Source organism: Chelatococcus reniformis (assembly GCF_014640075.1).
GTDB classification, from domain to species: domain Bacteria; phylum Pseudomonadota; class Alphaproteobacteria; order Rhizobiales; family Beijerinckiaceae; genus Camelimonas; species Camelimonas reniformis.
On record NZ_BMGG01000001.1, the window covers coordinates 1 to 14,698 of the forward strand.

The following is a 14,698-nucleotide window of genomic DNA, read 5'->3' on the forward strand; positions in this document are numbered from 1 at the left end:
CAGCGTTCGCTCTGAGCCAGGATCAAACTCTCAGATTGGATGAGAATTTGTCTCGGCTTGGTCTCTACGCGAATTGACGGAGCCTCAACATCCGATCCAAAATATCGCCGAAGCAATACTCAAATCGATGTGAGCTCCGAAACGTAGTACCGCCGATATCCTCGGCAGCAAACCAAACATCCCACGTCCGTGGAACGCTCAGCCTGCCCGCAAGGACAACGCCGTCTACGCTTCTCTTTCCTATTCAATTGTCAAACAGCAGCGCATCTCCGCAAGGCCAAAACCTCACCCCGATGCAAAATCCCTTCACACCAAAAACAGGCCTTAGCCCCGATCCGTATCGGGCCCAGACCCCATCTAAGGTGGAAGAGATAAACGAAACCGCGGAAACCGCCGCGCCCCGTCGATGTGTGGGTTATAGATCCGGGCCCGCCCCGCTGTCAACACCAAACATGTAGGATTTTTGACATCGACCCACAAAAGCATATAAAATCCAATTATTACAATTAGTTATATCAGAATGAACTCTCATTTTTTGAAGCCTTCGGAGTCACAAGGACGGGTCGCGACCTCATATTTCGGCCTTCGTGCCGGCCGCCAGGGGCCAGTCGGGATCTGGGCGAGCACAGGCCGCCTGTCGTTGACCTCTCCAGCCGTGCAGCATGTCGCGCCGCACGCGCGACATGCTGCACGGCACGCATACATATAAGAGTGCCGCCCGACCCCGGGCCGCCACGCGCCCGCTGCCGGCTTTCCGCGATCCGGCGCCCGTTCCATCCGCCTCACTCAAGCCATGTTTGGCCAGTTCACCGAGACTATGGGCGGCGCGGGTTACCGCTGGCGCTGAATCGACCGGGGCCATCTGGCAAGGGGAAAATCATCGCTTTTGCGAAATGGTCAGGCGAATGTCGGTTGGCGCAACGCGAACCAGGAGCCCTCTTACGGGGGCCGGACCCGTTCCCTCGGTGCCCGCGGTGCGCTAACGTGTTGATTTGCGTGGGGTCTTGTTAATGGAGCGAATCAGCTCCGGCGCCAGACCAACTAGGCGCTGGCCGCCCGTACGGCGTCACGGGTGGTGCATGCGTGTCCACTCCAACGCCGAGGGCATTTTGACCGCGGAATACGTCCCCACGTTTGCCGAGCATGCGCGGGCGCCGGGCGCCGCGGTTCCAGCTTGCCCGGCCCTCCACACGGTACGGCCGACCGGGGCGTCGGTGCCATGCTAGAGCGATCGCCGGATTCCTCCCCCGCGGCGTTCCAGGGGGAGCCGCTCGACCGGCATGCCCTCCTTCCAGACCTTGGCAACGAGCCGCCTCTCGACCCCAGCGGTCTGTCGACGCCGACCGCCGACCGGCGTGCGGTGAGCGTGCGCTGGCTGTCAGGCAGCATATTGACCGGCATCAGCGGCGTTCTGCTGCTCGGCGCCGCCATCTACGTCTCGCTCGAGAGCGACGCGGCGATCCTCGAGACGCCGGAGATCGTTTCGGCCGCCATGCGCCAGCAGATCGGCCTCGCTGCCGGCGACAGGCCGACCGTATCGACGCGCAAGGCCGATCGCCTCGTGCGCTTCGAGGTCGTGGCCGCCGCCAAGCAGACCTTCAAATCGCCGATGACGATGCGGGCCGGCGATCGGGAGGTCATCAAGGTCCGGCCTTTCGTGCGCCTCGCCACGGCCCTGTCGTCGACGGTCGGCCAGTACGCGTCCGATGTTCCGCCGTTCAATCCGCTCAAGCTGTTCGCCGACGACAGCGGTGCGCCCGAGCGCGCCGTGGAACCGGAGCCGGATCCGGCGGACGCGGAGGTCTCCATCGTCAAGCGTGACCTCGCCTCGACGGCGATCGACAAGGCACCGGCTCTGTCGGACGGCGAGGTCGCCGCGCAGATCGAGGAGGACCGGCGGTCGTCGGCCGAACACGGCGCTCAACGGCCGGCGTTGCCGCTGCCGCCGCAGTTGCTGTTGTCCCGCAGCTTGCAGCAGCCCGGCAGCCTCGACAGCCTGCCCTACGCGGCCGCTCCGGAGTCGCCTTTCTCCAAGATCGAGGTCCGCGTCGTTCCCGAGAACGTGACGGTGCTGCCCAAGGTGGACGGAACCAAGGATCCGGTCTCCGACGAGCGCGTGGTGACCATGAAGCGCGGCGAGACGCTGGAGCAGGTGCTGCGCGCCGCCGGCGGCGACGACGACCAGATTCGCGCCATCCTGAAACCCCTGTGGTCGCAGGTGAAGGTCTCGGCCCTCGGCGAGGGCCAGCGGCTGCGCATCCTCGTGGCGCCGAGCCCGGCATTGGGGCCGGACCGCATCAGCCGCCGCCAGATCGTCCGCGTCATGCTGCTGGGCGAGAAGGGGATCGAAGCCATCGCCGCCCTCGACGATCGCGGCACCTTCGTCGCCGTCGCGCCTCCGCAAAGCGACGAGAAGGGCGGCTCGGCGCGCGCCGCATCGGACAACGACGACGAGGAGGATGAGGACAGTTCCTCACCGCGGCTCTACGAGAGCCTCTACGAGACCGGGCTCAAGAACAGCCTGCCGGTCCCGGTGATCGAGGAACTGGTGCGCATCTTCGCCTACGACGTGGATTTCCAGCGCCACATCACCAGCGGCGACAGCCTGGAGGTGTTCTACGGCGAGGACGAAGAAGGGTCCGGCCGCCCCGAAATCCTCTACGCCGCACTGACCACAGGCGGCGAGCAGCGCCGCATCTACCGCTACCAGAGCGACGAGGGGGCCGTCGAGTTCTTCGATCAGGACGGCAAATCGCTCAAGAAGTTCCTGCTGCGCAAGCCGATATCCGAAGGCGAGCTGCGCTCCGGCTTCGGCATGCGCTACCATCCGATCCTGCACTATTCGAAGATGCATACCGGCGTGGACTGGGCCAACAAGATCGGCACGCCGATCCTGGCCGCCGGCAACGGCGTGGTGACCAAGGCCGGATGGTCCTCGGGTTACGGACGCCATACCGAGATCCAGCACGCCAACGGCTACGTCACCACCTATTCGCACCAATCGGCCTTCGCGCGCGGCATCAACGAAGGCGCCCGGGTGCGCCAGGGGCAGGTCATCGGCTATCTCGGCAGTTCCGGCCTGTCGACAGGGCCGCACCTGCACTACGAAGTGCTGGTCAACGGCCGCTTCGTCAATCCGCTGCGCATCAAGGTGCCGCGCGGCCGTGAGCTCGACGGCCGGGCGCTCGCCGACTTCAAGCGCCAGCGCGAGCAGATCGACCAATTGCTGGCCCGGGCCGACACCCCCAAGCTGGCGCAGACCGGCGGACCCTGAGCGGGGGCAGAGCCGCTCAGATGTGATCATCCCAGCGGCAGAAATGCTCCTGCGTCCTCAATCCGGCGCGCCTCGCTCCGCAACGGGTTTCGCCCCCTTCCGTTTTGCCGGCGCACGCTTTAGCAGGGACGGGCAAATCCACCTGCGGACCGCGCGACTCCGGAGCGGCTCCCCCAGTCCACCCGGTTCGTTCGCGCGGGCGGACGGTGCGCGGCCGCGCCAACTCCAAAGCGCATCCGAGAGCATTTCTCTGCCATGGGATGAGGGCATCCAATGGCGGCGAAATGCTCATAGTCTTTTAGTTCTGGAGCGCTTAGCGATCGGGTGATTCCACCCAATCGCAAAGCGCCTAGAGCATTCCCGCGTTTCTTCGAAGCGCCGAAATGCTCTATCTATTTGGTTTATCGCGTTTTCTTCACGCGAACCGGCGTCCACTTCGCTCGAAAGCGCTCTAACCGTCCCACCGGTTCGGCGCGTCCCAGCAGGCCCATGCTCGGCATCGTCAACATCGTCCTCCCGGTCTTCGGGCTGATGCTCGTGGGCTACATCGGCCGGCGGCTGCACCTCCTTGCCGATCGGGCCGGCGACGGCCTGTCGGACTTCGTCTTCGTCATCGCCATCCCCTGCCTGATCTTCAAGACGCTGGCCACGGCCCGGATCCCGCTCTCCCAGCCGTGGGGCTACTGGATCGGCTATTTCGCCGGGGTCGCCGTCGTCTGGGCCGCGGCGCACGTCGTCGCCCGGCGGCGGTTCGGCCTGGGCCACACCGAGGCGGTCGTGGCGGGCTTCTCGGCCGGCCAGTCCAACACGCTGCTGGTGGGGGTCCCCATCATTCTGAAGGCCTACGGCGAGGCCGGCGCGGTGCCGCTGTTCCTGCTGCTCGCCGTGCACCTGCCGGTCACCATGACGGCGGCGACTTTGCTGGCGGAAGGCAAGGGCGCTTCGCTCGCGACGATCGCGCGGCGGCTCGCCACGCACCCGATCCTCATCGCCATCTTTGCCGGCTCTGCGGTCAGGATGCTGCCGCCCCTGCCGGTCACGGTATGGACCATCATCGACGAGCTTGCGGCGGCCGCCATTCCCTGCGCTCTCGTCGGCATGGGCATCGCGCTGCGCCGCTACGGCATTCCGGCCGGCTTTGCGCTGCCCGGCATCATCGCCGCGCTGAAGCTCGTCATCCACCCGCTGATCGTCTACCTGCTCACCTTCCATGTCTTCAGCATGCCCGCCGCGTGGGCCGGCGTCGCCACCCTGTTCGCCTGCTGTCCGTCCGGGGTGAACGCCTATCTGCTGGCCGAGCGCTGCCGGGCCGGCGTCGCGGTCGCCTCCAGCGCCATCGCGCTGTCGACCGGTCTGTCGATCGCCACCACTGTCGCCTGGCTCTGGGTTCTCGGCGTTTGACGACGCGCCCCGCGAACCGCCGCCGCACGCTCGCTGCGGCGGCGGCGATCTGCGGCGGCCTTCACACCGCGGGCATGCCTGCCACAACCCAGGCCTGCGTGTCATCGAGCGCCCGCCCGAAGCGCGCCAGCACCTCGTCGATCTGCGCCTCGGTGATGATCAGCGGCGGGCAGAAAGCGATGGTGTCGGCGATGGCGCGCACGATCAGTCCGTGCTCCTGCGCCCGCTCGAACAGGTAGAGCCCGACCTTCCCCGGCGGATCGAACTTGGCCTTTGTCGCCTTGTCCGCCACCAATTCCACCGCCCCGATCAGACCGATGCCCCGCACCTCGCCCACCAGCGGATGGTCGGCGAAGGTGGCAAGCCCCGCCTGCAGGCGGGCGCCGACCTTGGCGGCGTTGGCCACCAGCCCGCGCTCCTCGATGATGGCCAGATTCTCCAGCCCCACGGCGGTCGCCACCGGATGGCCACTGGCGGTGAACCCGTGGCCGAAATTGCCGAGCCGCTCGGTCTGGTCGGCGATCGCCTGATACACGGCGTCGCTGAACAGCACCGCCGCCAGCGGCTGGTAGGACGAGGTGATCTGCTTGGACACCACCAGGAGGTCGGGCTTGATGTCGAAGGTCTCACAGGCGAACAGGGTGCCCAGACGCCCGAAGCCATTGATCACCTCGTCGGCGACGACCAGCACGTCGTAGCGGCGGCAGACCTCCTGCACCTTCTGCCAGTAGGTCCGCGGCGGCACCAGTACGCCGCCCGCGCCCATCACTGGCTCGCCGATGAAGGCGGCAACGGTATCGGGGCCCTCGGCCAGGATGGTGGCCTCCAGCTCCGCCGCCAGCCGGTCGGCGAAGGCCTCCTCGCTCTCCCCGGCCTCCGCGTAGCGGTAGTGGTGCGGGCAGGTGACGTGGCGCACGAAGGGCAACGGCAGGTCGAAGCCGCGCTGGTTGACCTGGAGACCTGTGAGGCTGCCAGCGACCACGGTGATGCCGTGATAGCCGCCGTTGCGGGCGATGAACTTCTTCTTTTGCGGACGATCGAGGGCGTTGTTGTAGTACCAGGCCAGCTTCACGACCGTATCGTTGGCTTCCGAGCCGGAGTTAGTGAAGAAGACGTGATCGAGGCCATCGGGCGACATCTTGACCAGCTTCTCAGCCAGCTCGATCGAGGGCTCATGCGACTTGTGCGAGAAGGTATGATAATAAGGCAAACGGGCCATCTGGCGGGTCGCGGCGTCGACCAGCCGCTGCTCGCCGAAGCCCACGGCGACGCTCCACAGACCGGCTAACGCCTCGATGTATTCTCGCCCTTGGTCATCGTAGACATACACGCCACTGCCGCGATCGATGACCATCGGCCCGATGCGCTCGTGCCGACGCGCATTCGTATAGGGGTGGAACTGGTAGGCCACGTCGCGCGCGTGCAGCGAATTCGGCAGGATCGTCACGATCAGACTCCTGATGAGGGGTGAGCTTGAGGGGCGTGCGGACGGCCGAGGCAGTGTCCCTGCCGGACGCGACCGCACGCCAGACGGCAATTGATGGCTATTTGGCGGCGTAGGCGGTGTGCGCCTGCTCCTCGGTGATGAAGCCGTCGAGCAGATCTTCCTTCACCATCGCCGGATCGCGCGCCTCGGGCGGTCCCCAGCCGCCGCCGGCCGGCGAGCTGATCTTGATGCGGTCGCCGGGGCTGATCGGCACGTTCGCGAACTTGCTCGGCGACACCTTGTTGAAGGCCTGGCTGATGGTCAGCCAGTCCTCGCTGCCCGCCCGCATGATGAAGAGCTCCGCCTTGGCCCCGGGATGGCCGCCGTGAATGCCCCAGGGGTGCACCTTCTGGCGGTCGCTCATGTAGCTGAAGGTCATCGGCGTATCGGTGCAGCGCACGGTCTTCGACAGGGCGAGCCCGCCGCGGAAGGTGCCGGGTCCGCCGGAGCCGTCGACCAGCTTGAACTCCTCCACGTGCCAGGGGTAGCGGTATTCGAAGACCTCGACGGGGATGTGCGGGCAGTTGCCGTTGATCCCGCCCACCGCATCGTTGCCGTCGGCGAAGCTGCGCCCGCCCCAGCCGACCGGCGTCAGGTCGTAGCAGCAGAAGAACTCGCCGGTCTTGGCGTCGCTGCCGCCGAACAGGAAGTTGGAGTGCGTGGCGCCGTCGGTGGCGGCGGAGCGCTCCTTCAGCCCCGGCGCCAGCGCGCCCATCACCACGTTGGCGATGCGGCAGTGGGTCTCCGTGTTGCCGCCGACCGAAGGGCCCGGGAAATTGACGTTCACCACGGTGCCGGGCGGCGCCAGCACGCGGATGGGGCGGAAGCAGCCGGAGTTCTTCGGGATGGACTGGTCGGTGAGCTGCAGGACGGCGTTGTAGGCGGCACCGTGCGCCACGCCCAGGGTGCCGTTGATCGGCCCCTTCGCCTGCGGCGAGGAGCCGTGATAGTCGACCACGAGGTCGCCGCCGGCGACTGTCACCTCGGCGCGGATCGTGAACACCTTGTCCTCGATGCCGTCGTCCTCCATGCAGTCCTCGAAGCGATAGCGGCCGTCGGGGATCTTGGCGATCTCGGCGCGCATGCGCCGCTCCGAATAGTCCATCAGCGCGGTGACATTCTCGCGGAAGGCGGCGACGCCATACTTGCGGGCGAGGTCGGCCATGCGGCGCTCGCCCAGATCGGTGGCGGCGATGAGGGCGCGGAAATCGCCGTAGTTGTAGCGGGGGGTGCGGACATTGGCGAGCATCAGCCGCCAGATGTCGTCCACGTCCTTGCCGGCCTTCTTGATCTTCACCGGCGGCACGCGCAGCCCCTCGTGGAAGACCTCGGTCGCCTCGCCGGCGAAGCCCGCCGGGGCCATGCCGCCGACCTCGCAGACGTGGCCGATGGACACTGCGAAGCCGATGAGCTCGCCATCGACGAACACCGGCTTGAAAAAAGTATGCTCGGGCGTGTGCAGACCGCCGCGGTAGGGATCGTTGTGGAGGATGACGTCTCCCTCCTCCAGGTCTTTGAGCGCGATCTCCTGCACGCAGGAGCGCAGCAGCAGCGGCAGGCCGCCGATCATCGATGGGCAGAAGTCTCCCGTGGCGACGAGCTCGCCGTTCGGCAGTGCCAGGCCGCAGGTGAAGTCGAGGGATTCGGAGAAGATCGTCGAATACGACGTGCGCATCAGCGTGACGCCCATGTCTCGGCAGATCGAGACCAGGATGCCGCCGACGATGTTGAGAGATACCATGTCCATGGGTTTCTCCTCCAGAGCGTTTTCGAGCGAAATGGACGCCGGTTCGCGTGAAGAAAACGCGATAAATCAAACAAAAAGAGCATCTCGAAGACTCAAAAAAACACGGAAATGCTCTAGAGCGCGACCCCAAAGAGCGGACGCCAGTTTTTGGAAACGATTGCGCTCAACCGAAAATCGGAGAACGGAACGAGGCCTCGACGTGACATCGTTCCGTTCTACGCCGCGATGAGCAGGTTGCCGTAACGGTCGACCGTCAACGACTTGCCGGGGTCGAGCACCGTCACCGAGGCGTGCTCCTCGACCAGCGCCGGGCCGGAGATGGCATGGCCGGCGCGCAGGGTTTCGCGCGTGTAGACCGGGGTATCCACCCAGCCCTCGTCGAACCAGACGGGACGGCGCGCAAGAGGCCCGGCCGGGCCATCGGCTTCGGCGATGACGGGAAACTCCAGCCCGCCGGTGTGGGCGACGCCGGTCACCAGGAAGTTGACGATCTCCATGTGGTCGGCCAGGCGAAAGCCGAAGCGCGCCTCGTGCAGGGTGTGGAAGGTGTCGAGCAGGCCGGCGACCTCTTCGTCGGTGAAGGCCTCGGCGGTCACCGGAATCTCCAGCTCGTAGTTCTGGCCGAGGTAGCGCATCTCCACGCTACGGCTGACGGTAATGTCGTGGTGGCCTTGGCCGGCGAGGTCCGCCCGGCACTCCGCCACCAGCTCCGCCATCACGGAGGCCGCCCGCTCGCGGTCGAAGAAGCGTGAATTGAGCTGCACCGTGCGGTAGCGGTCGACGCGGGCGTCGGCCATGGTGAAGCCGAAGGCCGAGAACTGCCCGGGGAAATTTGGCACCAGCCCCCGCGGGATGGAGGCCTCGGTCATCAGGTCGCTGATGTGGGGCGGCCCCGCGCCGCCGAAGGCGACGAGCACGAAATCGCGCGGGTCGAGCCCCTGCTCGGTGAGCACCGTGTGCAGCGCGCCCACCATGTTGTTGTTGGCAATGCGCACGATCGCGAGCGCCGCCTGCTCCACGGAGTAGCCGAGGGCCGCCGCGACGGGCTCGACCGCCCGCCGCGCTGCCTCCGCGTCGAGCGCCATGGAGCCGCCCAGGAAGTTGCTGGCGCTGATCCGCCCGAGCACCACGTTGGCGTCGGTGACGGTGGGCGCGGTGCCGCCGCTGGCGTAGCAGGCGGGGCCCGGATTGGCGCCGGCGCTCTCGGGCCCCACCACCAGCATGCCGCCGGCATCGATGCGGGCGATCGAGCCGCCGCCGGCGCCGATGGTGCGGATGTCGATCATCGGGATCTGGATCGGGCGCCCCCACTCGATCTCGAAGTCGGTGGTGAACTTCTCCTTGCCGTCCACGACAGTCGACACGTCGGTGGAGGTGCCGCCCATGTCGAGCGTCACCAGGTTGGGCAGGCCGAGCAGCTCGGCCGTGCGCTTGGCGGCGATGACCCCGCCGGTGGGGCCCGAGACGGCGATCTGGATCGGCGCCTCGACGGCCGCGCCGAGGCTCATTTCGCCGCCGTTGGAGCGCATGACGACGACCTGCGCCTTGACCCCGTTCTCCTGGAGCTGCCGCTGCATGGAGCCGAGCTGCCTGTCGACGACGGGCTTGATGAAGGCGTCGCAGATCGTGGTGGAGGAGCGGAAGTGCTCCTTCCACTTGGGCAGCACCTCGTAGGAGATGGACACCGGCACACCGGGCAGGCGCTCCTTGAAGATGGCCTTGATCCGCTGCTCGTGCGTCGGGGTGAGATAGGAATGCAGCAGCACCACGGCGACGGCCTCGACCTCGCCGTCCGCTGCGAATTTGTCGGCCAGGGCCTCGATCTGCGCCTCGTCGAGCGGCTCGATGATGGCCCCTGAGGCGCCGACGCGCTCGTCCACCTCGACGGCGTCGCGACGCAGGACGAACGGCTTGGGCTTGACCCAGGCGAGATCGTAGTGGTGGCGGCGGTTGCCGCGACCGATGAACGGCACATCGCGGAAGCCCCGCGTCGTCACGTACGCGACGCGTGCGCCCTTGCCCTCCAGCAGCGCGTTGGTCGCCACCGTGGTGCCGAGGCGGATGCCGGAGGTGTCGGCGACGCCGGCGAAGGCGTTGAGGCCGGTCATGATGCCCTGGATCGGGTCATGTGGCGTGGAGAGGTTCTTCCACGCCGACAGCACCCGGTTGCCTTCGTCGTAGGCGACGAAATCCGTGAAGGTGCCGCCGATATCGATGCCCAGTCTGTAGCTCATCGTCGTTTCTCTCGGTTGGCGGTGGGGTCTGCGGCCAGGTTCAGGCGGCAGCCGCGCCGTAGTCGACGGGGGTTGCGTGCCAGCCGTGCGCACGACGGCTCCAGAAGGCCTCGTGCACGCGCTGGGAGATCGGCCCCGGGCGGTCGTTGCCCATGATGCGGCCGTCGATGCGCGAGGCCGGCATCACGCCGCCCGCGGTGGTGGACAGGAAGATCTCGTCGGCGTCGCGCAGCTCCGCCACCGGCACCGGGCGCACCTCGACCGGAAGGTCGAGGTCCTGGCAGAGCTCGATCACCGAGCGCCGGGTGATGCCCTCGAGCACGCCGCGGTCGGGCGTGACGATCCGGCCGTCGGCGACCACGAAGATGTTGAAGCCCGGCCCCTCCGTCATGGTGCCGTCCTCGGCGAGCAACACGCAGAAATCGGCGCCGCGGTCGTGCGCCTCGAACTGACCGCGGGTCAGGTCGGCCCAGTGGAAATTCTTGGCGCGCGGGTCGACCGAGTTGGCCGGGATGCGGACGGTCTCGGCGACGACCAGGTGGGCGCCGCGCGCCATCACCTCGGGCTTCAGCAGCGAGATCCAGGGCACGGCGAAGGCGGCGATGTAGTTGCGCGCATAGGCCGGGTGGTAGGGCATGCCCGCCGGCGGCCGGCCGCGCAGGCAGTCCACGGCGACGTAGGCATCGCGCAGCCCCGCGAGCGCCACGCAGCGGTTGAGGAGCGCCCTGATGTCCTCGTCGCTCTCCTGCGGCTTGAAGCGAAAGGCGTCCATGGAGGCGCGGAAGCGGCTGACGTGGTCGTCGAGGCGGAAGAACGAGCCCTGCCACACGCCGACCACGTCATAGGTCACGTCGGAGCGGCGATAGCCCCAATCGGTGATCGGAATCGTCGCCTCGGCGATGGGCATGAAGCGCCCGTCGATGTAGGCGGCTCCGGCGACATAGGGGGATGGGGCGTCAGTCATGGCGATCCTCAAACGATAGCCTTGCGCTCGTCGGTGATGGGGATGCCCTCCGGCCGCGCCGCGGGCGCGCTGGCGGGCGGCGCGACGGGCGCGGCGGTGGACGGCGCGGGAAGAGGCGCGCCGGCGAAGTGGGCGAACTCGCGCCCCCGGCTCAGGCCGTTCGGCCGGAAGATCAGGATCAGGGCCATGACGATGCCGAGGCCGATCTCCTGGCTGCCCTGCGGCAGCCCAAGGCTCGCGCCCCCGATGGGCACGCCGCGCTCGAAGAGGCGCAGGATCTCGACGATAGCGGTGACGGCGACGACGCCGACGACGGCGCCGCTCAGGCTCGCCATGCCGCCGACGACGAGCATGGCGATGGTGATGAAGGAGAGGTTCAGATAGAACGGATCGACCGTCAGGATGCCGAGGAACTGGGCGTAGAGCCCGCCGCCGATGCCCACCAGCCCGGCGCTCAGCACGAAGGCGGCCAGCCGCACGCGCATGATCTTCACGGCCGAGGCGCGGGCGGCGACCTCGTCGTCGCGCGAGGCCCGCAGCATCAGCCCGAAGCGCGAGATCTGGAAGAGATAGGCGACGAGGATCGCCAGGGCGGCGAAAGCGTAGGCCGTGAACGAGCCGACCACCGTCGGGATACCGATGATGGAGGACACGCCCGCCGTCAGCGAATCCCAGTTGGAATAGACGCTGTTGACGATGATCAGGAAGGCGAAGGTGGCGATCGAGGCGGCCGTGCCCGACAGCCGCATGATGGCGAGGCCCAGCACGAAGGCCACCGCCATCGCCAGCAGCAGCGCGCCCGCCGTCGCCACCAGGAACGGATACTGGTGCTCCTGCAGGAATGCCGGCAGTCCCGAGAGCATGATCTGCTTGAAGGAGGGCTCGGCGGTCGCCCAGGCCGCGGCGTAGGCGCCGATGCACATGAAGCCGATATGGCCGAACGAGATGATGCCGGAGTTGCCGATGAAGACGTAGAGGCCGACCACGACGATGACGCGGATGAACATCTCCGTCAGCGTCACTTGCAGCGCCTCGTTGCTGCTCAGCGACGTCGCCCCGGCGATCAGCACCAGCAGGACGGCCAGCAGCATCGGAGTCTGGTGGCGGAGGAGGAAGTGGCCCATGATCCCCTCCTCAGACGCGCTCGAAGGTGCTACGGGCCGGCACCAGGCCGGCCGGCCGCACCAGCAGCATGAGGATGACGAAGCCGAAGGCGAAGGCGTCGCGGAAGGCGCGCAGCTCCGGCGGCAGGTAGGCCTGTAGCATGGTGACGATGAGGCCGATGGCGAAGCCGCCGACGACCGCGCCGACCAGGCTACCCATGCCGCCGACCACCACCGCGACGAAGGCGAACAGCGCCAGCGGCACGCCCATGGTGTGGCTGAGCGAGCCGGACTGCGTGGTGTAGAGCAGCGACACCACCCCGGCCAGGATGCCGCTGATGGCGAAGGCGATGCCGATCACCACGTTGCCACGCACGCCCAGGTACTGGGCCATGCGAAAGTCTTCCGCTGCGGCGCGCATCTGCACGCCGTAAGCCGTGCGCTTGAGGAACAGCGTGAGCGCGGTCATCAGCACCAGCGTCACCGCCAAGGTGATGAGCTGGAGCATCGGCACCCGCAGGTCGCCGATCAGCACCTGGGTGTTCGCGCCGCTCCACAGGTCGACCGCCTTTGGGCGCGAGCCGTAGGCCATCAGCACGCCGTTCTGGATGATGTAGCTCACCGCGAAGGACGCGATCATCAAGGTCGGCGAGGTGGCGCGCCTGAGCGGGCGGAACACCAGCGCGTCGGCGAGCAAGGCGACGATCACGACGATGAGGCAGATCATCGGGATCATCACCGGCCAGGGCCAGCCGCCGATCAGCAGCCGCGCCGTCACATCGGCCGACGGCACGATCAGGGCATAGGCCCCGATGGTGATGAAGTCGCCATGGGCGAAGTTGATCAGCCGCAGGATGCCGAACAGCAGGCCGACGCCGAGCGCCACCAGGGCGTAGATGCTGCCCAGGGCGATGGCGTCGATGAGGTTTTGCAGGAACTGGATCATGCGGGGGCGTCCAGGGGTGCGACGGGAGCTTCGCCGAAGCCGAAATAGGCGTGGCGGATGGCCTCCCCGTCCCGGAGGTCGGCGGCTGGGCCCTCGAGCTGCACCCGGCCGCCGCGCAGCACGTAGATGCGGTCGGCGTGCTTGAGGATGCGGTTGGAGCTCTGCTCGTTGATGAGCAGCGTCAGCGCCGCGCGTTGCCTCAGGTCGAGCAGGATCTCGTAGATCTGGTCGATGATGCGCGGGGCGAGGCCGAGCGAGGGCTCGTCGACCAGGAGCAGGCGCGGGCGGGTCATCACCGCACGGGCCACCGCCAGCATCTGCTGCTCGCCGCCGGAGAGCCGCCCGGCCGGATAACGCAGCCGCTCGGCGAGGCGCGGGAACAGGGCGAGCAGCCGCTCCATGTCGGCCTTGGCGGCGGCGCGGTCGCCCTGGATGTAGCCGCCGATGCGCAGGTTCTCCTCGACCGTCAGGGTGCCGAAGATGTGCCGCCCCTCCGGCACGAGGGACAGGCCAAGCCGGGCGACCTGCTCGGGCCGAAGGCCGAGGACGCTCACGCCGCCGACGCGGATATCGCCGGCATAGGGCGCGACGCCGCCGGCGATGGCGGTGAGTGCCGTGGACTTGCCGGCCCCGTTGGGGCCGATGATGCAGACGACCTCGCCCTCGGCGACGGAAAGCGACACGTCCCGCAACGCCACCAGATCGCCGTAGCGCACGTGGATGCCGTCGACCTCGACCAGCGCGCCCATCACGCCTCCATGCCCAGGTAGGCGGCGAGCACCGCCTCGTGCCGCTGGATCTCGTCGGGCGTGCCCTCGGCGATGGTGCGGCCGCCGTCGAGGACGTGGATGCGCTGGCTAATGCCCATCACCACGCGCATGTTGTGCTCGATCAGCAGGACGCCACAGGTGAAGGTGCGCGGGATCGACGCGACGAGTTCCATCAGGTCCTCGCACTCGGCGTCCGACATGCCGGCCGCCGGCTCGTCGAGCAGGATGAAGGCCGGCGACAGCACCAGGGCGCGGGCGATACCGAGGCGCCGCTGATCGGTGTAGGCGAGCGCGCCGGCGTGGAGCGCCGCCTTGTCGGCGAGCCCGATCCAGCCGAGCATCGCCTTGGCGTGCTTGCGCGCAGAGCGCAGGCTGGCGCCGAGCCCCGCGGCGGTGACCTCCACGTTCTCCATGACGGTCATGTCCTTGAACAGCCGCCCGGCCTGAAAGGTGCGGGCGACCCCCTGCTCGCGGAAGCGCGAAGCGGACCATCCCGCGGTGTCGCCGCCGCCGAGGATGATCCGCCCCTCGGTCGGCCGCTGGAAGCCGGTGAGGCAGTTGACGAGGGTCGTCTTGCCGGCCCCGTTCGGCCCGATGAGGCCGAACACCTCGTGGCGCTGCACCTTGAGGCTGACGTCCGAGATGGCCGCCAGCCCCTGGAAGCGCACCACGAGCTTGTCGGCGGCGAGCTCCGAGGCATTGGTCAGGCCGCGGTCCACGCCCGGCGCGGCGGGCTCGACGTAGGGTTCGATCATCGCGCTCGCCCGACCAGT

Annotated in this window: 10 protein-coding genes; 2 read left to right on the top strand and 8 right to left on the bottom strand. The window is 67.7% G+C overall.

Annotated features, from left to right (window positions below):
- The first annotated feature begins 1,219 nt into the window (after positions 1 to 1,219).
- On the top strand, positions 1,220 to 3,274 hold the full coding sequence (locus tag IEW34_RS00005; protein ID WP_188607094.1) for a M23 family metallopeptidase: 2,055 nt from the start codon (positions 1,220 to 1,222) through the stop codon (positions 3,272 to 3,274).
- 489 nt (positions 3,275 to 3,763) lie between these two features.
- Complete coding sequence (locus tag IEW34_RS00010) at positions 3,764 to 4,675, top strand: AEC family transporter (protein WP_188607095.1); 912 nt, start codon at positions 3,764 to 3,766, stop codon at positions 4,673 to 4,675.
- 61 nt (positions 4,676 to 4,736) lie between these two features.
- On the opposite strand, the gene IEW34_RS00015 is transcribed toward IEW34_RS00010, so the two are convergent.
- From IEW34_RS00015 to IEW34_RS00050, 8 genes are all read right to left on the bottom strand, one after another.
- On the bottom strand, positions 4,737 to 6,122 hold the full coding sequence (locus tag IEW34_RS00015; protein ID WP_210324416.1) for an aspartate aminotransferase family protein: 1,386 nt from the start codon (positions 6,120 to 6,122) through the stop codon (positions 4,737 to 4,739).
- 97 nt (positions 6,123 to 6,219) lie between these two features.
- Positions 6,220 to 7,908 (bottom strand): hydantoinase B/oxoprolinase family protein, encoded by a 1,689-nt coding sequence (locus tag IEW34_RS00020; protein ID WP_188607096.1) that lies wholly within the window; start codon positions 7,906 to 7,908, stop codon positions 6,220 to 6,222.
- A 215-nt stretch (positions 7,909 to 8,123) separates the two neighbouring features.
- On the bottom strand, positions 8,124 to 10,142 hold the full coding sequence (locus IEW34_RS00025; protein ID WP_188607097.1) for a hydantoinase/oxoprolinase family protein: 2,019 nt from the start codon (positions 10,140 to 10,142) through the stop codon (positions 8,124 to 8,126).
- A 40-nt stretch (positions 10,143 to 10,182) separates the two neighbouring features.
- Positions 10,183 to 11,106: an aminotransferase class IV gene (locus IEW34_RS00030; protein ID WP_188607098.1), complete on the bottom strand. Its 924-nt coding sequence runs from the start codon at positions 11,104 to 11,106 to the stop codon at positions 10,183 to 10,185.
- An 8-nt stretch (positions 11,107 to 11,114) separates the two neighbouring features.
- A complete protein-coding gene (locus IEW34_RS00035; protein ID WP_188607099.1) occupies positions 11,115 to 12,230 on the bottom strand; it encodes a branched-chain amino acid ABC transporter permease in 1,116 nt (371 codons plus the stop codon).
- Between the two features lie 10 nt (positions 12,231 to 12,240).
- The gene (locus IEW34_RS00040; RefSeq protein ID WP_188607100.1) at positions 12,241 to 13,155 is read right to left on the bottom strand and encodes a branched-chain amino acid ABC transporter permease; all 915 of its coding nucleotides are present in this window, start codon (positions 13,153 to 13,155) and stop codon (positions 12,241 to 12,243) included.
- Positions 13,152 to 13,904, bottom strand: coding sequence for an ABC transporter ATP-binding protein (locus tag IEW34_RS00045; protein ID WP_188607101.1), 753 nt, complete (start codon positions 13,902 to 13,904; stop codon positions 13,152 to 13,154). Before IEW34_RS00045 ends, IEW34_RS00040 begins: the two co-directional genes overlap by 4 nt.
- A complete protein-coding gene (locus tag IEW34_RS00050; protein ID WP_188607102.1) occupies positions 13,904 to 14,680 on the bottom strand; it encodes an ABC transporter ATP-binding protein in 777 nt (258 codons plus the stop codon). Before IEW34_RS00050 ends, IEW34_RS00045 begins: the two co-directional genes overlap by 1 nt.
- Between the last annotated feature and the right edge of the window lie 18 nt (positions 14,681 to 14,698).

Bases quoted from the DNA above. Each gene is read 5' to 3' on its own strand.
- IEW34_RS00005 (WP_188607094.1), top strand. From the start codon at position 1,220: ATGCTAGAGCGATCGCCGGATTCCTCCCCCGCGGCGTTCCAGGGGGAG.
- IEW34_RS00010 (WP_188607095.1), top strand. From the start codon at position 3,764: ATGCTCGGCATCGTCAACATCGTCCTCCCGGTCTTCGGGCTGATGCTC.
- IEW34_RS00020 (WP_188607096.1), bottom strand. From the start codon at position 7,908: ATGGACATGGTATCTCTCAACATCGTCGGCGGCATCCTGGTCTCGATC.
- IEW34_RS00025 (WP_188607097.1), bottom strand. From the start codon at position 10,142: ATGAGCTACAGACTGGGCATCGATATCGGCGGCACCTTCACGGATTTC.
- IEW34_RS00030 (WP_188607098.1), bottom strand. From the start codon at position 11,106: ATGACTGACGCCCCATCCCCCTATGTCGCCGGAGCCGCCTACATCGAC.
- IEW34_RS00035 (WP_188607099.1), bottom strand. From the start codon at position 12,230: ATGGGCCACTTCCTCCTCCGCCACCAGACTCCGATGCTGCTGGCCGTC.
- IEW34_RS00040 (WP_188607100.1), bottom strand. From the start codon at position 13,155: ATGATCCAGTTCCTGCAAAACCTCATCGACGCCATCGCCCTGGGCAGC.
- IEW34_RS00045 (WP_188607101.1), bottom strand. From the start codon at position 13,904: ATGGGCGCGCTGGTCGAGGTCGACGGCATCCACGTGCGCTACGGCGAT.
- IEW34_RS00050 (WP_188607102.1), bottom strand. From the start codon at position 14,680: ATGATCGAACCCTACGTCGAGCCCGCCGCGCCGGGCGTGGACCGCGGC.